Here is an 18,963-nt window from a genome sequence, read left to right as displayed (position 1 = left end):
GTGTCGCCCGTTCCGCACCCCCGCCCAGGGCCCCGCGTAGTCTGCGGACCATGGCCGCCAAGAACGCTCCCGTGCTCTCCACCCGTGCGCTCAACAGGGCCACACTGGAACGGCAGTTGCTGTTGCGCCGCACCGCCGTACCGGTCAAGGACGCCGTCAGCCGTCTGGTCGGCCTCCAGGCCCAGAACACCCGGCCGCCGTACTTCCAGCTCTTCTCCCGGCTGGAAGGCTTCGCCCCGGACGCGCTCGCGGCCCTGATGGAGTCCCGCGAGGTGGTCAGGATCGTCACCCTGCGCTCCACCATCCACACCCACACCGCCGAGGACGCCCTCACGCTGCGTCCCCTGGTCCAGCCCGCGCGCGACCGGGAGCTGAACATGTTCCGGAGCGGCCTCGCTGGTGTGGACCTGGACCGGCTCACCTCACTCGCCAGGGACCTCGTCGAGGAACGGCCGCGCACCATGCGAGAACTGCGGGAGGAACTGAGCGTCCACTGGCCACGAGCCGACCCCCGGGCACTCGCGGTCGCCGCCCGCTGCCGGCTGCCGCTGGTCCAGGTCACCCCCCGCGGGCTCTGGGGGCGCAGCGGGCAGGTCTCCCTCACGACCGCCGAGCACTGGCTGAGCAGCTCCTCGCGGCCGGCGGCCTCGCCCGACGCGACCGTGATGCGCTACCTCGGCGCCTTCGGCCCCGCTTCGGTGAAGGACATGCAGACGTGGGCCGGGCTCACCCGTATGCGTGAGGTCTTCGACCGCCTGCGGCCCCGCCTCGTCACCTTCCGCGACGAGAACGGCGTCGAACTCTTCGACCTGCCCGAGGCCCCGCGCCCCGACCCCGGCACCCCTGCCCCGGTGCGCTTCCTCCCCGAGTTCGACAACATCCTGCTCGGACACGCCGACCGGACCCGGGTGATCCCGCCCGCGTACAAGGGGCGCAACGGAGTGGGCAACCAGTCCTACGGGACCGTCCTGGCCGACGGGTTCCTGACCGCGCTCTGGCGCCTCGACGCGACCGAGGACACAGGGGTCGTCACCGTCCAGGCCCTGGGCGAGCTCGGACCCGCCACCCGCGAGGAGATCACCCAGGAGGCCGTGGACCTGCTGACCGTGATGTCCCCGGCGCCCGCGTACGACGTCCGGTTCGACACGTTCGTCGACTTCGGGGACTGAGCCGCCCCCGCCGGAGCGAGCCGGCTCGCGCGGGGACCGCCTACGGCAGCAGACCCGCCCGGCGCGCCGCCACCACAGCCTCCAGCCGGGTGTGCGCCCCCAGCTTCCGCATCGCGGACCGCAGATAACTCTTCACCGTCTCCGGCCGCAGCCCCAGACGTTCCGCCGCCGCAGCGTTCGTCGCGCCCGACGCGACGCAGGCGATCACATCCACCTCGCGCGGGGCCAGCCGGACCCGCCCGGCCGACGTGTCACGGTCCGCCTCCGCCGCGGACGCGAGCCGCCCGCACACGGCGAGCAGTTCGCCGCGCAGCGCCGGATCCACGATCTTCGGCGCCAGGGCGCGCAGCTCGCGATGAGCCTCGCGGACGTCCTCCCAGGTGCCGGGGCCCGTGCCGGGATCGGCGATCTGTTCGCGCGTGGCCGCCAGGAGATGCTGTACCTCGTCCCGGACGGCCAGGGCCTGCTCCACGTCCCGGGCAGCCGAGGCCACCGCGTCGAACGTACGGTCCCCGAGCGTGAGCGGCTGGCGCAGCGCCCCGTACAGCACACCGCGCACCGCCCGCCGCACGACGACGGGCACCGCGACGACCGAACGCAGGCCCTCCGCCGCGACCGCGAAGTCGTACTCATGGCTGATGTGGCGCGACGAGGAGTAGTCCGTGACCGCGCACGGCCGCGACAAGGCGATCGCCTTACCGCCCAGGCCGCTCCCCGCGGAGATGACGAGCCCGCGCAGGGCCGGGGTCTGTGCCCCGCTCAGCTCGGCGATCAGGGCGTGGCGGGCGTCGGACAGCAGCCCGCCGAAGACCACCGGCAGCCCGCTCGTCCGGCGCAGCCCCAGCAGGGCCGCCCGCAGCTCGGTCGCCTCGCCCGCTTCCGGCACGCCGATGACTCTCCGCCCTGTCGGTCCCACCCCTGTTCGGGGGTGGTGAGATCTGGGTCACTGTTCACATGATGGTAATGGACCAGTTCACGACGAGGAGGGCACATGCCGGCAACGAGTGCGACGGAGACGTTCCGGGCGGCCCGGGACTTCCTGATCGAGCACCGTGAGGACTACACCACGGCGTACGAGGGCTTCAGCTGGCCCCGGCCCGGCCACTTCAACTGGGCGCTCGACTGGTTCGACGTCATCGCCGAGAACAACGACCGCACCGCCCTGCACATCGTGGAGGAGGACGGCGGCCGCACCGAGGTGTCCTTCGCCCGGATGGCGGCCCGCTCCGACCGGGCGGCGAACTGGCTGCGGGAGCAGGGCGTGGCCGCGGGCGACCGGATCCTCGTCATGCTCGGCAACCAGGCCGAGCTGTGGGAGACGGCCCTGGCAGCGATGAAACTGCGCGCCGTCGTCATCCCCGCCACCCCCCTGCTGGGACCGGCCGACCTGCGTGACCGGGTCGAGCGCGGCAGGGTCCGCCATGTCCTCGTACGGTCGGCGGACACCGCGAAGTTCGACGAGGTACCGGGCGACTACACCCGGATCGCGGTAGGCGCCGACGTCGAGGGGTGGCTCTCCTACAGCGGGGCCGACGACGCGCCGGTGCGCTTCACCCCGGACCGGGAGACGGACGCCGACGAACCCCTGATGCTCTACTTCACCTCGGGGACCACGGCGAGTCCGAAGCTGGTCGAGCACACCCACGTCTCGTACCCCGTCGGCCATCTGTCGACGATGTACTGGATCGGGCTCAAGCCCGGGGACGTGCATCTGAACATCTCCTCGCCCGGCTGGGCGAAGCACGCGTGGTCGAATCTCTTCGCGCCGTGGAGCGCCGAGGCCACCGTCTTCATCTTCAACTACACCCGGTTCGACGCCGCGCGACTGATGGCGGAGATGGACCGCTCGGCGATCACCAGCTTCTGTGCCCCGCCGACGGTCTGGCGGATGCTCATCCAGGCCGACCTCACACAGCTGAAGACACCGCCGCGCGAGGTCGTCGCGGCCGGTGAACCGCTCAACCCCGAGGTCATCGAGAGCGTCCGACGCGCCTGGGGTGTCACCATCCGCGACGGCTTCGGCCAGACCGAGACCGCCGTGCAGGTGGCCAACACACCGGGACAACTGCTCAAGGCCGGCTCCATGGGACGCCCCAGTCCCGGGTTCAAGGTCGAACTGCTCGACCCGGTCACCGGCGAACCGGGCGCGGCGGACGGCGAGATCTGCCTCGATCTGTCCGCCGCCCCCGTCGGCCTGATGACCGGCTACCACGGAGACCCGGAGCGCACGGCCGAGGCCATGGCGGGCGGTTACTACCGCACGGGTGACATCGGTGCACGGGACGAGGACGGCTACATCACCTATGTGGGCCGGGCCGACGACGTGTTCAAAGCCTCCGACTACAAGATCTCGCCCTTCGAGCTGGAGAGCGCCCTGCTGGAGCACGAGGCGGTCGCCGAGGCCGCGGTCGTGCCCGCGCCCGACCCGGTGCGGCTCTCCGTACCGAAGGCGTACGTCGTGCTCGCCGAGGGCTGGGAGCCGGGGCCCGGCACCGCGAAGGTGCTGTTCGAGCACTCCCGGTCGGTCCTCGCCCCGTACAAACGCATCCGCCGCCTGGAGTTCGCCGAGCTGCCCAAGACCGTCTCCGGGAAGATCCGCAGGATCGAGCTGCGCGAGCGCACGGCGCAGGGGACCGGAACCGAGTTCGACGAGGGGGACGTGCGATGAGCGGCCTCTCCTACGCGCACGGCACCGGTGACACCGCGCTGCTCGGCGACACCATCGGACGCAACCTGGACCGGGCGATCGAGGCGTTCGGGGAGCGTGAGGCCCTGGTCGACGTCGTCTCCGGACGCCGCTGGACGTACGACGAGTTCGGCGCCGCCGTCGAGGAGCTGGCCCGCGGGCTGATGGCGTCGGGGGTGGCCAAGGGCGACCGGGTCGGCATCTGGGCGGTCAACTGCCCGGAGTGGGTCCTCGTGCAGTACGCCACGGCACGCATCGGTGCCGTCCTCGTCAACATCAATCCCGCCTACCGCGCGCACGAACTGGAGTACGTGCTCGGACAGGCCGGGATCTCCGTCCTGATCGCCTCGCTCGCCCACCGCACCAGCGACTACCGCGCACTCGTCGCCCAGGTCCGCGGGAACTGCCCCGGGCTGCGGTCGGTCCACCACATCGGCGACCCCTCCTGGGACGAGCTGACCGCCGCGTCCGGGGCCGTGACCGCGCAGCAGCTGGCGGCCCGCGAAGCGGAGCTGTCCTGCGACGACCCGATCAACATCCAGTACACCTCCGGGACCACGGGCTTCCCCAAGGGCGCCACGCTCTCCCACCACAGCATCCTGAACAACGGCTTCTCCGTGGGGGAGTTGGTCGCCTACACCGAACATGACCGGGTGTGTCTGCCCGTGCCCTTCTACCACTGCTTCGGCATGGTCATGGGAAACCTCGGCATCACCTCGCACGGTGCCTGCATCGTGATCCCCGCACCCGCCTTCGAGCCCGCCGCGGTGCTGGCCGCCGTCCAGCAGGAGCGGTGCACCTCGCTCTACGGCGTGCCCACGATGTTCATCGCGGAGCTCGGCCTCCCCGACTTCGCCTCGTACGACCTCTCCTCGCTCCGCACCGGGATCATGGCCGGATCGCCCTGTCCCGTCGAGGTCATGAAGAGGGTCGTGGCGGAGATGCACATGGACGAGGTGTCCATCTGCTACGGCATGACGGAGACCTCGCCCGTCTCCACCCAGACCCGCCGGGAGGACGACCTGGAGCGGCGGACGGGGACGGTGGGCCGGGTGATGCCCCACACCGAGGTGAAGGTCGTCGACCCGGTGACCGGCGTGACCCTGCCGCGCGGTGAGGCCGGTGAACTGTGCACCCGGGGATACAGCGTGATGCTCGGCTACTGGGAACAGGCGGAGCGGACCGCCGAAGTCATCGACGCGGGACGCTGGATGCACACGGGGGACCTCGCGGTGATGCGGGAGGACGGTTACGTGCAGATCGTCGGCCGGATCAAGGACATGATCATCCGTGGCGGCGAGAACGTGTATCCCCGCGAGATCGAGGAGTTCCTCTACGGCCACCCGAAGATCGCGGACGTCCAGGTGGTCGGAGTGCGGGACGACCGGTACGGCGAGGAGATCCTGGCCTGCGTCATTCCCCGTGACCCGGCCGATCCGCCGACGCTCGACGAACTGACCGCGTACTGCCGTGAACAGCTGGCGCACTACAAGATCCCGCGCGGGCTGCGGATCCTGGAGGCGTTCCCGATGACCGTCAGCGGCAAGGTCCGGAAGGTCGAACTGCGGGAGGGGTACGGCGCGTAGGCCGCCGGGTCAGGCGGCCTCGATGACGCCGGAGCCTATGCTCTGGGTCGCGGCCGCCCACTCGATGAGCAGAACCTCGTACTCCGCGGCCTCCACCGGAGTCCAGTCCTGACCGGCCCTCGAGTCGACGAGTGCGCGGATCGCGTCGTTGGCCTCGACGGCCGAGGGGTGGGCGGGCTGGGCCAGCAGATCGGGTGCGCAGTGGGTGGTATGCCGGAGAGTTAAGAGCATGTCTTCACTCTACGTCCTCACAATGACAACAGCTCGAACATAAGCGGTCGGCGGGGCACAGGTGACCGAAATCATGCGGCGGGGGCCGGGTGTTACGGGCCGACGCTGATCAACTCGTCCGCGGCCCCGTTCACCGGCTGCGGTGTGCCGGTGAGGTCCAGGACGAACAGCGGGACGACGAGGCCGTCGGCGCGTGAGCGCGCTTCGTCCGTGTAGCCGGCCAGGGAGAACAGTACGCCTGCCACCGAGGTGTTCAGTGCGTTCAGCCAGAGGCACTCCACGTCGCGCGGGGCGGTCGGTCGCGTGGTCGCGTCGACCTGGGCGATGAGGCCGGCGGCCCTGAGGTCGATCCGGGAGCTGGGCCGGACCTCGGACTGGACCACGTCGCTGAAGCCCAGCCACTTCAGGTACAGCGCCGCCGTGTTCACCGCGTCGCGGGCCGTTCGTATCACCAGAGGTCGGAACGACGGCCTCGGGTGCGCGGCCGTGCGCGGCAGCGGTATGTGCGCGGGGTCGGGTGAACCTGGCGCGGCGGGCGTCGGCGTGGTGCCGTACGTGGTCACCGGGCGCACGGGGATGCGCAGCACCGCACCGCACGGGCAGCAGAGTTCGGGGTGTGGCCACTGGTCGCGGCGCCCGCAGGAATGGCACCGCACGCTCACCCAGTCGTCGTTCCAGGTGCGGTGCGTGATGGGCACGGCCGGCGCGCCGCGCATCAGCGGCGGAGCCGTCGGGGAACCGCACGGGCAGGGATACACCGGCGTGACGAACGCGTGCTCCCGGTGGCAGGCCGGGCAGCGCACCGGTACGGACTCCACGTGCTGCCCCTTCCTTCCGCCGCTGCGGCGGTGACTCCGTTGCGTATCCCCATCGTCCACCAGGAGCGACGCCCGGGGGTGGGAATTGCGCACTTCGGCCCGATGGGTTCCGCCGTCTCCCCTCTCCTCCCTTGACGGCCGTGACGACCCGCCCTAAATTGATTCCGTATAGCAGAACTAAATTTCCGTAATGCGGAATTGGTGCTCTCAGGTGGCGCGACAGAGCCCGACTCCACCAGGTCCGAGCAGGAGCACTCATGCCTCGTATGACCGCTGCCCGAGCGGCAGTTGAGATCCTCAAGCGCGAAGGCGTCAGCAACGCGTTCGGTGTGCCGGGTGCGGCGATCAACCCGTTCTACGCGGCCCTCAAGGCCTCCGGCGGGGTGCATCACACCCTCGCCCGCCACGTCGAGGGCGCCTCCCACATGGCGGAGGGCTACACCCGGGCCGCGGCCGGGAACATCGGCGTCTGCATCGGCACGTCGGGTCCCGCCGGCACCGACATGATCACCGGCCTCTACTCGGCCATCGCCGACTCGATCCCGATCCTCTGCATCACCGGCCAGGCGCCCACCGCCGTCCTCCACAAGGAGGACTTCCAGGCGGTCGACATCGCCTCGATCGCCGCGCCGGTGACGAAGGCCGCGACCACCGTCCTGGAGGCCGCGCAGGTCCCGGGGGTCTTCCAGCAGGCCTTCCACCTGATGCGCACGGGCCGGCCGGGGCCGGTCCTCATCGACCTCCCGATCGACGTGCAGCTCACCGAGATCGAGTTCGACCCCGAGCTGTACGAGCCGCTGCCCGTGCACAAGCCCGCCGCCAGCCGCAGGCAGATCGAGCGGGCCGTCGAGATGCTGAACGCCTCCGAGCGCCCGCTGCTCGTCGCCGGCGGTGGCATCATCAACGCCGACGCCTCCGCGCTCCTGGTGGAGTTCGCCGAGCTGACCGGCGTCCCGGTCGTCCCCACCCTGATGGGCTGGGGCATCCTCCCCGACGACCACGAGCTGAACGCGGGCATGGTCGGCCTACAGACCTCGCACCGCTACGGCAACGCGAACTTCCTGGAGTCCGACTTCGTCCTCGGCATCGGCAACCGCTGGGCCAACCGCCACACCGGCAAGCTGGACGTCTACACCGCGGGCCGCACCTTCGTCCACGTCGACATCGAACCCACCCAGCTGGGCAGGATCTTCGCCCCCGACCTCGGCATCGCCTCTGACGCGAAGGCGGCGCTGACGCTCTTCGTCGAGGTGGCGCGGGAACTCGGGGCGGCGGGCAAGCTGAAGGACCGCTCACGGTGGGCCGCGTCCACGCAGGAACGCCGGGCCACGCTGCAGCGCCGCACGCACTTCGACGACGTGCCGCTGAAGCCGCAGCGGGTCTACGAGGAGATGAACCGGGCGTTCGGCCCCGAGACCCGGTACGTCTCCACCATCGGCCTCTCCCAGATCGCGGGCGCGCAGATGCTGCACGTCTACCGCCCGCGCCACTGGATCAACTGCGGTCAGGCCGGACCGCTCGGCTGGACGATCCCCGCCGCGCTGGGTGTCGCCACGGCCGACCCGGACGGTTCCGTGGTCGCCCTCTCCGGCGACTACGACTTCCAGTTCATGCTGGAGGAGCTCGCCGTCGGCGCGCAGCACCGTATCCCGTACGTCCACGTGCTGGTGAACAACTCCTACCTGGGGCTCATCCGGCAGGCGCAGCGCAACTTCGACATCGACTTCCAGGTCAACCTGGAGTTCGAGAACCAGAACTCCCCGGAGCTGGGCGTCTACGGCGTGGACCACGTCAAGGTCGTGGAGGGCCTGGGCTGCCGGGCGATCCGGGTCACCGAACCCGACCAGCTGCTGCCGGCCTTCGAGGAGGCGAAGAAGCTCGCCGCCGAGCACCGGGTCCCGGTCGTCGTCGAGGCGATCCTGGAGCGTGTCACGAACATCTCGATGAGCGGCAGTGACATCGCGTCGGTGAACGAGTTCGAGGACGTGGCGTCCGAACCGGGTCACGCGCCGACCGCGATCCGGGCGCTGACGGTGTCCTGACGCCGCAGCCACCGCCGCCGGAACCCCCGGGGTCCGGCCCGCCCGCTCCCCGTCCGGGAGCCGGCCGCGGGCCGGGCCCCGGTGCGTCCGCCCCGCAGTGATACCGGCGTGGGCGACTACCGGCCCCGCCTCGTGTGCCTCCGGGGGTTCCGTGCGCCTCACGGGGTGTCCCCCGGCGCACCGGAGGGCTCGCGCACCGACCGGTGCGGCCGGATCGCGTCCTACCCGAACCCGGAGGCCCGCCCGGATCCTTGGCCCATGGGGGACACCGAGAACACCGCGTCCTGCCCGGACCGACCCGACGGCGACTCTGGCCACCTGACGGCAGCCTTCCACGCGCTCCTCGAAGGCGCCACCGCCCCACGCCCACCGGCACCGCCCGACTGCCCGTTCTGCGACCTCCCGCAGGACCGGTACGCCACCGCGTACGCCGGGCACCGGATCCTCCTGGAACCCCGCGTCCTCGTCCCGGCCCACACCGTCCCCCCTCGGCGGCGGTGGATCATCACCTCGACCGGGACCGCACTGAACCTGTGGGACGCGGAGCCGCTGCCCGGCGCCAGGTGCCGTATTCCGCACCGCATCGCGTGCCCCCGTCCGGAGCCCGAGGACCACTGGCCGTGGGTCACGGCTCTGCGCCTCTTCAACGGGCAACGCTCGCAACGCCTGTTCGACCTGCCCGGTGAGGACCTCCCGGACGCGGGATGACCCCGGGTGACCTGTGGCGGGACGGGTGGGGTGTGGCGGCACGACATGACAGCAGGGGTGCGGTGCACGCCTGACCGGCGTACACCGCACCCCTGCTGTCACATGTGCCACGGCGACCGCGACGGCGGGCGTGGGCGGCGGGCGGCCCGGTTCCCTCAGGTCTGGAGCCGGGCCGCCCGGCCCTTCGCCACCGCACTGGCGTCGTCCGCCGCCGCGGTCCCGTCCTGCCGGTGCCGCGCGCTGCCCCTCATCCGGGTGCGCGGCACGGGCAGGGCCCTGGGAGGGAGGCTCAGTCCTCGCGCAGGGCGCGGACCGCCTCCTCCACGCGCTTGCCGTAGTCGGCGTCGGCGGCGTGGAAGTGGGAGAGGTTCTTCTCGATGACGTCGTCACGGGTGACCTGCGAAAGGCCTCCGGCGATGTTGGCGATCAGGCGGTCCTTCTCGTCGGCCGACATCAGCCGGTAGAGCTCGCCCGCCTGGAAGAAGTCGTCGTCCTTCGTGTGTGAGGGCGCCTCGTGCGTACCGGTCCAGCCGTGCACGGCGAGCGGGGCGGTCTGTGCCTCACCCGTCTGCGAGGGTCCGGCGTAGGAGTTGGGCTCGTAGTTCTTGTCCTGGCGTGAGCCGTGACGCGTCGCGTGCAGCCCGTCGCGGCCGTAGTTGTCGACGACGGCGGCCTTCGGTGCGTTGACCGGCAGCTGGGTGTGGTTGACGCCCAGCCGGTAGCGCTGCGCGTCCGCGTACGCGAACAGCCGGCCCTGCAGCATCTTGTCCGGGGAGGGACCGATGCCGGGCACGAAGTTGTTCGGCGAGAACGCGGCCTGCTCCACCTCGGCGAAGACGTTGTCCGGGTTGCGGTCCAGCACCAGCCGGCCCACACGCCGCAGCGGGTAGTCGGAGTGCGGCCACACCTTCGTGACGTCGAACGGGTTGAAGCGGTAGTCCGCGGCCTCGGCGGCCGGCATCACCTGCACGTGCAGCGTCCAGGACGGGTTGACGCCCCGCTCGATGGCCTGGAGCAGGTCGGTCTGGTGCGAGCAGGCGTCCTTGCCGACCTGTTCGGCGGCCTGCTCGGCGGAGAGGGAACGCACGCCCTGGTTCGTCTTGAAGTGGTACTTCACGAAGAAGGCCTCGCCCTCCGCGTTCGTCCACTGGTAGGTGTGCGAGCCGTAGCCGTTCATGTGACGGTACGAGGCGGGGATGCCGCGGTCGCCCATCAGCCACGTGATCTGGTGGGTGGCCTCCGGGGAGTGTGCCCAGAAGTCCCAGACGTTGTCCGGCTCCTGACGGCCCGTGAAAGGGTTCCGCTTCTGGGAGTGGATGAAGTCGGGGAACTTGACCGGGTCCTTGACGAAGAACACCGGGGTGTTGTTGCCGACGAGATCGTAGTTGCCCTCGTTCGTATAGAACTTGAGGGCGAAGCCGCGGGGGTCGCGTACGGCGTCCGCGCCGCCGAGGGAGTCGGCGACCGTGGAGAAGCGGAGGAACGTCTCGGTGCGGCGGCCCACCCGGGAGAGGAAGTCGGCGCGGGTGAAACCGGTGACGTCGTCGGTCACCTCGAAGTAGCCGTACGCACCGGACCCGCGGGCGTGGACGACGCGCTCCGGGATGCGCTCACGGTTGAAGCGGGCGAGCTTCTCGAACAGGTGCTGGTCCTGGACGATGATCGGCCCGCCGGCGCCGGCCGTGGCGGAGTTCTGGTTGTCGGCGACCGGGGCGCCTGACTCGGTCGTGAGCACACGCTGGGACATGGAGGCCTTCCGTACGGGGCTGCTGACGGCTTCAGGAGCGTAGATAAGCCGGGATCAAGGCGTCAACAGTTTGTTGAAATTGGAGGAAGAGGTTCCGGGCCGCGGCGACGCCTGGGCGCGACAGGACAGGTGTCAGCGCCGCCGCGACCCGGAGTTCAGGGGCCCCGGGGAGGGGCCGGGATGTCAGACCTGGGAGCCGGAGAGCCGCTCGACGGAGCGCAGCAGCGCCGAGTGGTCGAGCCCGCCGTCGCCCTGGGCGCGCAGGGAGGCGACCAGTTGGGCCACGACCCCGCCGACGGGCAGTGCCGCGCCGACGTTGCGGGCGGCGTCCGTCACGATGCCCATGTCCTTGTGGTGCAGGTCGATCCGGAAGCCCGGCGCGAAGTCGCGCTTGAGGAAGTTGTCCTTCTTGCGGGTCAGGACCGTCGAGCCGGCGAGACCGCCGTTCAGCACGTCGAGTGCGGCGGCCAGGTCGACGCCTGACTTCTCCAGGAAGACGACGGCCTCGGCGCACGCCTGGATGTTGACCGCGACGATCAGCTGGTTTGCCGCCTTCACCGTCTGGCCGGAGCCGTGCGGGCCGCACAGCACGATCGTCCGGCCCAGTGCCCGGAGCAGCGGCTGGGCGGCGTCGAAGTCCGTCTGATCGCCGCCGACCATGATGGACAGGACGGCCTCGATCGCGCCGGCCTCACCGCCGGACACGGGGGCGTCCAGTACGCGGATGCCCTTGTCCTTCGCGTTCTTCGCCAGGTCCACGGAGGTCTGCGGGGTGATCGACGACATGTCGATCAGCAGGGCACCCTGCCTGGTGTTCTCCAGGATGCCGTCGGGGCCGTACGCGATGGCCTCGACCTGCGGGGACGCCGGGACCATGGTGATGACGACATCGGCGTCACGGACCGCGTCCGCGATCGAGGCGGCCCCCGTGCCGCCCGCCGCGACGAGCCGGTCGACCTTGTCCTGCTCCAGGGTGTAACCGGTCACCCGGTACCCGGCCTCGACCAGGTTCTCGGACATGGGGGAGCCCATGATGCCGAGTCCGATCCAGGCGACCTTGGGGAGGTTGCTGCTCATGAGGGTGCCTTCCGGTAAGCGTGTGTACGTGGGGCGGGGGCCCTCAGCGGGCCGGCCGGTGCTCGGCGGCGAGCCACGCGAACGACTCGGCGCCCGTGCGGTCGCCCGGCTTGTACTCCAGGCCGACCCAGCCGTCGTAACCGGCCTCGGTCAGCTCGTCGAGGAGTCGCTCCAGCGGGAGCGAGCCGGTGCCGGGCGCGCCGCGCCCCGGATTGTCGGCGATCTGGACGTGACCGGTCTTCGCGGCGTACGCCTTGATCACCTGGCCGAGGTCCTCACCGTTCATCGACAGGTGGTAGAGGTCGAGCAGGAATGCGGCGTTGCCCAGGCCCGTCGCCTCGTTGACGCGGTCGACGACCTCGACGCCCGCCGGTGCGCTGACCAGGGGGTAGAGCGGCGACTCCGTGGCGTTGAGGGTCTCGATCAGGAGGGTCGCCCCGATCCGGTCCGCCGCCCGGGCGGCCAGGACCAGGTTCTCCAGGGCGAGTTCGTCCTGGGCGGCCGGGTCCACGCCCTCGACGCGGTTGCCGTAGAGCGCGTTGAGCGCCTTGCAGCCGACCGAGGCCGCAAAGTCCGCCGCCACGTCGATGTTGGCGCGGAACCGGTCCGACTCCTCGCCGGGCAGCGAGAGCGCCCCGCGGTCGGGGCCGGGGAGCCGGCCCGCGTAGAAGTTGAGCCCCACCAGCTGTGTTCCCGCGTCGTCGAGCGCCTTCTTCAGGGCGTCGAGCTCGGCCTGCGCCGGGGTGGGGGTCTCGGTCCAGGGCCACCAGAGCTCGACCGCGGTGAAGCCGGCGGCGGCTGCCGCCGCGGGACGCTCCAGGAGCGGGAGTTCGGTGAAGAGGATCGAGAGGTTCACATCGAAGCGCTGGTCCGAGTGACCCATCATGCGCTCCTTCCGTATAGCGGAAGTTTGTTTCTGCCTAACGGAAGATTGCCCGGCCGGTGGTGAGGCTGTCAAGGGGGGAGCCGAATTCCGGACGCGTGGGGACGGGGTGAGGGCCCGCTCGTCCCCGCTCCGTGCCTGCCCGGATGTGCCTGGTCAGGCGGTCGGCGCCGGATCACGGGGTGTGGCGCCCGTGAGCCCCTCGGTGCGGGAGGCCCGTGCCTTAGGGTCGGGACGAGCCGTGCGAGCCGACGGACGCGGCGGGACATGAGGGAGGCACCGTGCGCTTGAGGGTGGAATTCACCACCGAGCCCTTCGATCTCGACGAGGCACCCGCTCACGCGGTCGTGGCCCGCGAGGTCATCCAGACCGCCGATCTGGACGCGGTGGACGTGGGCCCCTTCGGGAACACGGCCGAAGGGGGTGCCGACCAGGTCCTCACCGCGGTGGACTCCCTGTTGCGCAAGGCCCTGGCCTCGGGAGCCACGCGGGTGTCCCTCCAGCTCAACGTGATCGGGGAGGACACCCCGTGACCGGACCGGCCGACCACCCCCTGGTCCTCGCGGTGAAGCCGCTCGTCGACGCCATGGGGGCCGAACTGCTCGACCCGGGGCAGGCCACCGCCGACGACGTGGTGCTCGCGTGGGAGGGGGCGGACGTCATAGCGGTGCGGCTCCCGCAGCTCTCGGAGTCGCTCGACCACATCCTGGCCGCCATGGAGCGGCGGCACGGAATGCCGCTCGCACAACTGGACCGCAAGGCCAAGCAGGGTGTGGTGCGCAGCCTCGAGGCACGCGGCGCCTTCTCGGTGCGGCACGGCGTCGAGACCGTCGCCGGCGCGCTCGGGGTGAGCCGCTTCACCGTCTACAACTATCTGAACCGGGACAACGCGGCCAAGGGTGAGTAGTCGACCCCGGGGGCCGATGCCGTCGTCCGGGAACTCGGGCGGCGGCATCATCTGTTCGCGGAATTTCAACAAACTGTTGACGTGGTGTTGTGAAGGGCGTTAGCTGTCCGCAGCCCGACAACGCACAGCCGAAAAAGCCACGGAGGCTCCCGTGACTACGAGCTCCACACCGGGCCTCGCCCGGTTCAACACCCTGGCGGCCGAGGAGGCCGCAGCCGAGCTGCACGAGGTGTGTGCCAGCGCGGCTTGGGGCCGCGCCGTCCTCGCCCGCCGGCCCTACGCCGGCAAGGAAGCCCTGTTCTCCGCCAGTGACGCCGCCATGGCGGAGCTCTCCGCGGAGGACCTGGCCGAGGCGATGGCGGGCCATCCGCCGATCGGCCGCCCCAAGCCGGGGGACCCGGCCTCCGCCCGTGAGCAGCGGGGGATGGCCGGTGCGTCCGAGGAGCTCAGGGCGGAGATGCTCGAACTCAACCTGGCCTACCAGGAGCGCTTCGGACACGTCTTCCTGATCTGTGCCACCGGAGCCACCGGTGAGCAGATGCGCGACGCGGTGAAGGCCCGCACCGGGAACTCGCCCGAGCAGGAGAGGGAGATCGTCCGCACCGAGCTGGGCAAGATCAACCGCATCCGGCTGACCCGCCTCGTACAGGACTCCTGAGCACCAGGACCTCGTACAGCCCTTCCGACAACAAGGAGCGTGACGGTCTTGAGCACCGACACCACCGCTTCGGTGTCCACCCACATCCTGGACACCAGCATCGGCCGTCCCGCCGAAGCCGTCACCGTCTCCCTGGCCGCCCGCAGCGGCCGCGACGCGCAGTACGTGGCGCTCGGCGGATCCGCGACCGACGCGGACGGGCGCTGCAAAGACCTGCCGGCCCTGCCGGAAGGAACCACCCACGTACGGCTCGTCTTCGACACCGAGTCGTACTTCACCGCGAAGAAACAAGCCGAGGCGCAGCAGGACGCCCCCCGCGTAAGGGACAGCGGCGCGTTCTTCCCGGAGGTGGCGATCGCATTCGCCGTCACCCCGGGCGAGCACTTCCACGTACCGCTGCTGCTCAACCCGTTCGGCTACTCCGTTTACCGAGGGAGCTAGCAGACAATGCCCACGATTCTCGGCCAGAACCAGTACGGCAAAGCAGAGAACCGCGTCGTCAGGATCACGCGGGACGGCGACACCCACCACATCAAGGACCTCAGCGTCTCGGTCGCCCTCTCCGGCGACATGGACGACGTCCACTACTCCGGCTCCAACGCCAACGTCCTGCCGACCGACACCACCAAGAACACGGTGTTCGCCTTCGCCAAGGAACACGGCATCGAGTCGGCCGAGCAGTTCGGCATCCACCTCGCCCGGCACTTCGTGAGTTCGCAGGAGCCGATCAAGGTGGCCAGGATCAGGATCGAGGAGTACGCCTGGGAGCGCATAGCGACCTCCGACGGCAACTCGAAGTTCATCGGTGCCGACGAGGTCAAGCACTCCTTCGTCCGCAAGGGCCAGGAGACGCGCACCACCCAGATCACCTTCGACGGTGAGAAGTGGGAGGTCGTCTCCGGCCTCAAGGACCTCACCGTGATGAACTCCACCAACTCGGAGTTCTGGGGTTACGTCAAGGACAGGTACACGACGCTGAAGGAGGCGTACGACCGCATCCTGGCGACCGACGTCTCCGCCAGGTGGCGATACAACTGGACCAGCGACGAAGAGCGCATGCCGAACTGGGAGAAGTCCTACGAGCAGACGCGTAAGCACATGCTCCAGGCCTTCGCGGAGACGTACTCCCTCTCGCTCCAGCAGACCCTGTACCAGATGGGTTCTCGCATCATCGACAACCGCAGCGAGATCGACGAGATCCGCTTCTCCCTGCCGAACAACCACCACTTCCTCGTGGACCTGGAGCCCTTCGGCCTCAAGAACGACAACGAGGTCTACTTCGCGGCCGACCGCCCGTACGGCCTCATCGAGGCGACGGTGCTCCGGGACGGCGTCGAGCCGAAGATCCCGCTCGACATGACCAACCTCTGACGCGGTGCTGAACCGGCCCCGCCCCGAGTGGGGCGAGGGCCGGTCATCCCGGAGGGAAATCCCATGGCACAGCCTGCAACGGGGCCGGCGAAAGGCCCGTGTACCGCCCCACCGACCGCTGCCGGAAAGGCAGTTCACCCGGTGGACGAAAAGCTCCCGCCCTCGCGGCTCGTCCCCGCCGCGCTCCAGCACATCGCCGCCATGTACGCGGGCGTCGTCACCCCTCCGCTCATCATCGGGCAGGCCGTGGGACTCGACGCGGCCGGCATGACCCGGCTGATCGCGGCGAGTCTCCTGATCGCCGGACTCGCCACCCTCCTCCAGACCCTCGGTGCCGGAGGCTTCGCCGGGAACCGGCTGCCGTTCGTCAACGCGGCGTCCTCCGCCGGTATCGCACCGATGCTCGCCATCGCCGAGACGAGTGCCCCCGGTCGCCAACTCCCCGCGATCTACGGAGCGGTGCTCGTCGCAGGCATCTTCTGCCTGGCCGTCGGCCCGTTCTTCGGACGCCTTCTGCGCTTCTTCCCCCCACTGGTCACCGGCGTCGTCATCACCCTCATCGGCGTCACCCTGATGCCGGTGCCCGTCGGCTGGGCCCAGGGAGGCGACGCCACCGCCGCCGACTTCGGCGCCATGAAGTACCTGGCGCTCGCCGCCTTCACCCTCGTCGTCATCCTCCTGATCCAGCGCTTCGGACGCGGCTTCGTCAAGCAGGTCGCCCTGCTCGCGGGCATGTTCGTCGGCACCGTCGCGGCCGTCCCCTTCGGACTCGCCGACTTCTCCGCACTCGGGTCCGCGCCCGTCGCCGCCCTGCCCACACCCTTCGCCTTCGGCGCACCCGAATTCCAGCCCGCCGCGATCCTCTCCCTGTGCATCGTGATGCTCGTGCTGATGACGGAGTCGTCAGCCGGAATGCTGGCACTCGGTGAGATCTGCGAGCGGCGAACCGACGGCGCCACCATCACGCGGGGCCTGCGCACCGACGGCATCGCCACCCTCCTGGGACCCGTCTTCGGAGGCTTCCCCACCAGCGCCTTCGCCCAGAACGTCGGCGTCGTCTCGCTGACCCGGGTGCGCAGCCGCTACGTGGTCGCCGCCGCGGGCGGTGTGCTGCTGGTCCTGGGCGCCTTCCCCGTACTCGGGGCGGTCGTCTCGCTGGTCCCGATGCCCGTGCTCGGAGGCGCCGGCATCGTCCTGTTCGGCTCGATCGCGGTCAGCGGCATCCGGACCCTGTCCGAGGCCGGGCTCGACGACAGCTCCAACATCATCCTCGTGGCGGTGGCACTCGGCGCGGGCATCATCCCGCTCGCTGCGCCCGCCTTCTACGCCGGATTCCCGTCCTGGGCGCAGACCGTGCTCGGCTCAGGGATCAGCGCGGGAGCCCTCGTGGCAGTCCTGCTCAATCTGTTCTTCCATCATCTCGGCACCCACAGCCGTAACGCTGTGGCACTCAAATCCTCCTAGGGTCCTGCCGTGCCCACATCGCCAGAGACAGAAGAGGGAAGCACCATGGCAACTACGGCGGATCCACGGACCATTCAGCGCATCGTCATCGAGAACTGCTCCATCGCCACCGTCGACGCCCACGACACCGAGTACGCCTCGGGGCACATCGTCGTGGCGGACAACCGCATCGAGTCCGTCGGTGCCGGCAAGGCACCTGAGGGCCTCGCCGGTGTCGTACGCCGCATCGACGGCACCGGGCACCTCGCCACGCCCGGCCTCGTCAACACCCACCACCACTTCTACCAGTGGATCACCCGGGGCCTGGCGACCGACCACAACCTCTTCGACTGGCTGGTCGCGCTGTACCCGACGTGGGCGCGCATCGACGAGCCGATGGCCCGCGCGGCCGCTCAGGGCTCGCTCGCGATGATGGCCCGCGGCGGGGTCACCACCGCCATGGACCACCACTACGTCTACCCTCGCGGTTCCGGCGACCTGTCCGGTGCGATCGTCGGCGCCGCCCGCGAGACGGGCGTGCGCTTCACCCTCGCCCGCGGCTCCATGGACCGCAGTGAGAAGGACGGTGGACTGCCGCCGGACTTCGCGGTGGAAACCCTCGACGGGGCGCTCGCCGCCACCGAGGCGACCATCGACGAGTACCACGACTCCTCGTTCGGCGCGATGACGCAGATCGCGGTCGCCCCCTGCTCGCCGTTCTCCGTGTCCACCGAACTGCTGCGGCAGGGAGCGGAGTTGGCACGTCGTCGCGGCGTAAGGCTGCACACCCACGGCTCGGAGACCGTCGAGGAGGAGCAGTTCTGCAAGGAGCTGTTCGGGATGGGGCCGACCGACTACTTCGAGTCGACCGGCTGGCTCGGTGACGACGTGTGGATGGCGCACTGCGTCCACATGAACGACTCCGACATCGCCGCCTTCGCCCGCACCGGCACCGGCGTCGCGCACTGCCCGTCCTCCAACGCCCGTCTCGCCGCGGGCATCGCCCGCGTCCCCGACATGCTCGCCGCCGGTGTGCCGGTCGGGCTCGGCGTCGACGGCACCGCCTCCAACGAGTCCGGCGAACTCCACACCGAACTGCGCAACGCCCTCCTCGTCAACCGCCTCGGCGCCCACCGCGAGAAGGCCCTGAACGCCCGTCAGGCGCTGCGCCTGGGAACGTACGGCGGAGCCAGGGTGCTCGGCCGGGCCGATGAGATCGGCTCGCTGGAGCCCGGCAAGCTCGCCGACCTCGTGCTGTGGAAGATGGACACCCTCGCCCACGCCTCCATCGCGGACCCCGTGACCGCACTGGTCCTCGGTGCCGCTGCCCCCGTCACCCTCTCCCTCGTCAACGGCAGAACCGTCGTCGAGGACAACCACCTCACCACGGTGGACGAGGACGCCATCGCGCGCGCGACCCGCGACGAGGCCGGGCGACTGGCCCGGATCGCCGCCGGAGCCTGATGCTCCGCGCCCCCTGACAGGCCGGCCGAGGGGGACGGCCCTCGGCCGGCCGCCGTGGACCCAGCAGGGTCGACGGCAGCCTGTGCGGGTGCGCGTACGTCGCGTACGCGCACCCGCACAGGTGAGCTCCAAGCTGCCCGCACCAGCTGCACGACCTGCACCAACGCACCACT

The 18,963-nt window shown here is 70.3% G+C and carries 18 protein-coding genes; 12 read left to right on the top strand and 6 right to left on the bottom strand.

The annotated features are described in order from the left end of the window. Window positions 1-50 precede the first annotated feature (50 nt). Complete coding sequence (locus ABZ441_RS12560; protein WP_358971721.1) at window positions 51-1,169, top strand: winged helix DNA-binding domain-containing protein; 1,119 nt, start codon at window positions 51-53, stop codon at window positions 1,167-1,169. 40 nt (window positions 1,170-1,209) lie between these two features. On the opposite strand, the gene ABZ441_RS12555 is transcribed toward ABZ441_RS12560, so the two are convergent. Then, window positions 1,210-2,055: a helix-turn-helix transcriptional regulator gene (locus ABZ441_RS12555; protein ID WP_358971718.1), complete on the bottom strand. Its 846-nt coding sequence runs from the start codon at window positions 2,053-2,055 to the stop codon at window positions 1,210-1,212. A 105-nt stretch (window positions 2,056-2,160) separates the two neighbouring features. On the opposite strand from ABZ441_RS12555, the gene ABZ441_RS12550 reads away from it, so the two are divergent. Next, window positions 2,161-3,837 (top strand): AMP-binding protein, encoded by a 1,677-nt coding sequence (locus tag ABZ441_RS12550; RefSeq protein WP_358971715.1) that lies wholly within the window; start codon window positions 2,161-2,163, stop codon window positions 3,835-3,837. Beyond that, entirely contained in the window at window positions 3,834-5,441 is a 1,608-nt protein-coding gene (locus ABZ441_RS12545; protein ID WP_358971712.1) for an AMP-binding protein, read from the top strand. Before ABZ441_RS12550 ends, ABZ441_RS12545 begins: the two co-directional genes overlap by 4 nt. Before the next feature lie 9 nt (window positions 5,442-5,450). Here the strand turns inward: ABZ441_RS12545 and ABZ441_RS12540 are convergent, their stop codons facing one another. Next, on the bottom strand, window positions 5,451-5,672 hold the full coding sequence (locus ABZ441_RS12540) for a hypothetical protein (RefSeq protein ID WP_358971709.1): 222 nt from the start codon (window positions 5,670-5,672) through the stop codon (window positions 5,451-5,453). 92 nt (window positions 5,673-5,764) lie between these two features. Next, complete coding sequence (locus tag ABZ441_RS12535) at window positions 5,765-6,490, bottom strand: hypothetical protein (RefSeq protein ID WP_358971706.1); 726 nt, start codon at window positions 6,488-6,490, stop codon at window positions 5,765-5,767. A 257-nt stretch (window positions 6,491-6,747) separates the two neighbouring features. On the opposite strand from ABZ441_RS12535, the gene gcl reads away from it, so the two are divergent. Together gcl and ABZ441_RS12525 are read left to right on the top strand one after the other, a co-directional pair. Then, window positions 6,748-8,532 (top strand): glyoxylate carboligase, encoded by a 1,785-nt coding sequence (gcl, locus tag ABZ441_RS12530; RefSeq protein WP_358971703.1) that lies wholly within the window; start codon window positions 6,748-6,750, stop codon window positions 8,530-8,532. Window positions 8,533-8,790: 258 nt separating this feature from the next. Next, on the top strand, window positions 8,791-9,240 hold the full coding sequence (locus tag ABZ441_RS12525; protein ID WP_358971701.1) for a DUF6083 domain-containing protein: 450 nt from the start codon (window positions 8,791-8,793) through the stop codon (window positions 9,238-9,240). A 289-nt stretch (window positions 9,241-9,529) separates the two neighbouring features. Here the strand turns inward: ABZ441_RS12525 and ABZ441_RS12520 are convergent, their stop codons facing one another. The 3 genes from ABZ441_RS12520 to ABZ441_RS12510 all read right to left on the bottom strand — a co-directional run bounded on the left by ABZ441_RS12520 (window position 9,530) and on the right by ABZ441_RS12510 (window position 12,947). Further along, on the bottom strand, window positions 9,530-10,987 hold the full coding sequence (locus tag ABZ441_RS12520; RefSeq protein ID WP_358971698.1) for a catalase: 1,458 nt from the start codon (window positions 10,985-10,987) through the stop codon (window positions 9,530-9,532). Window positions 10,988-11,170: 183 nt separating this feature from the next. Then, window positions 11,171-12,064, bottom strand: coding sequence for a 2-hydroxy-3-oxopropionate reductase (locus tag ABZ441_RS12515; protein ID WP_358971696.1), 894 nt, complete (start codon window positions 12,062-12,064; stop codon window positions 11,171-11,173). Between the two features lie 43 nt (window positions 12,065-12,107). Continuing rightward, window positions 12,108-12,947 carry a TIM barrel protein gene (locus ABZ441_RS12510; protein WP_358971694.1) on the bottom strand — a complete coding sequence of 280 codons (840 nt, stop codon included), beginning with the start codon at window positions 12,945-12,947 and terminating at the stop codon, window positions 12,108-12,110. Between the two features lie 281 nt (window positions 12,948-13,228). Between ABZ441_RS12510 and ABZ441_RS12505 the strand changes: the two genes are divergently transcribed. The 7 genes from ABZ441_RS12505 to ABZ441_RS12475 all read left to right on the top strand — a co-directional run bounded on the left by ABZ441_RS12505 (window position 13,229) and on the right by ABZ441_RS12475 (window position 18,790). Continuing rightward, complete coding sequence (locus tag ABZ441_RS12505; RefSeq protein ID WP_073748564.1) at window positions 13,229-13,480, top strand: hypothetical protein; 252 nt, start codon at window positions 13,229-13,231, stop codon at window positions 13,478-13,480. Further along, complete coding sequence (locus ABZ441_RS12500; RefSeq protein ID WP_358971690.1) at window positions 13,477-13,854, top strand: helix-turn-helix domain-containing protein; 378 nt, start codon at window positions 13,477-13,479, stop codon at window positions 13,852-13,854. Before ABZ441_RS12505 ends, ABZ441_RS12500 begins: the two co-directional genes overlap by 4 nt. Before the next feature lie 151 nt (window positions 13,855-14,005). Further along, window positions 14,006-14,512 (top strand): 2-oxo-4-hydroxy-4-carboxy-5-ureidoimidazoline decarboxylase, encoded by a 507-nt coding sequence (uraD, locus tag ABZ441_RS12495; protein ID WP_358971687.1) that lies wholly within the window; start codon window positions 14,006-14,008, stop codon window positions 14,510-14,512. Between the two features lie 48 nt (window positions 14,513-14,560). Then, window positions 14,561-14,953, top strand: coding sequence for a hydroxyisourate hydrolase (gene uraH / locus ABZ441_RS12490; protein ID WP_358971684.1), 393 nt, complete (start codon window positions 14,561-14,563; stop codon window positions 14,951-14,953). A gap of 6 nt (window positions 14,954-14,959) precedes the next feature. Beyond that, window positions 14,960-15,883 carry a factor-independent urate hydroxylase gene (gene pucL, locus ABZ441_RS12485; protein WP_358971681.1) on the top strand — a complete coding sequence of 308 codons (924 nt, stop codon included), beginning with the start codon at window positions 14,960-14,962 and terminating at the stop codon, window positions 15,881-15,883. 63 nt (window positions 15,884-15,946) lie between these two features. Beyond that, window positions 15,947-17,347 (top strand): nucleobase:cation symporter-2 family protein, encoded by a 1,401-nt coding sequence (locus ABZ441_RS12480; protein WP_358971679.1) that lies wholly within the window; start codon window positions 15,947-15,949, stop codon window positions 17,345-17,347. Between the two features lie 45 nt (window positions 17,348-17,392). Beyond that, a complete protein-coding gene (locus ABZ441_RS12475) occupies window positions 17,393-18,790 on the top strand; it encodes an 8-oxoguanine deaminase (RefSeq protein WP_358971676.1) in 1,398 nt (465 codons plus the stop codon). Window positions 18,791-18,963 lie beyond the last annotated feature (173 nt).

The organism is Streptomyces sp. NPDC005752 (assembly GCF_040630715.1).
GTDB lineage: Bacteria > Actinomycetota > Actinomycetes > Streptomycetales > Streptomycetaceae > Streptomyces.
This window is presented reverse-complemented; position numbering and strand designations above follow the sequence as displayed.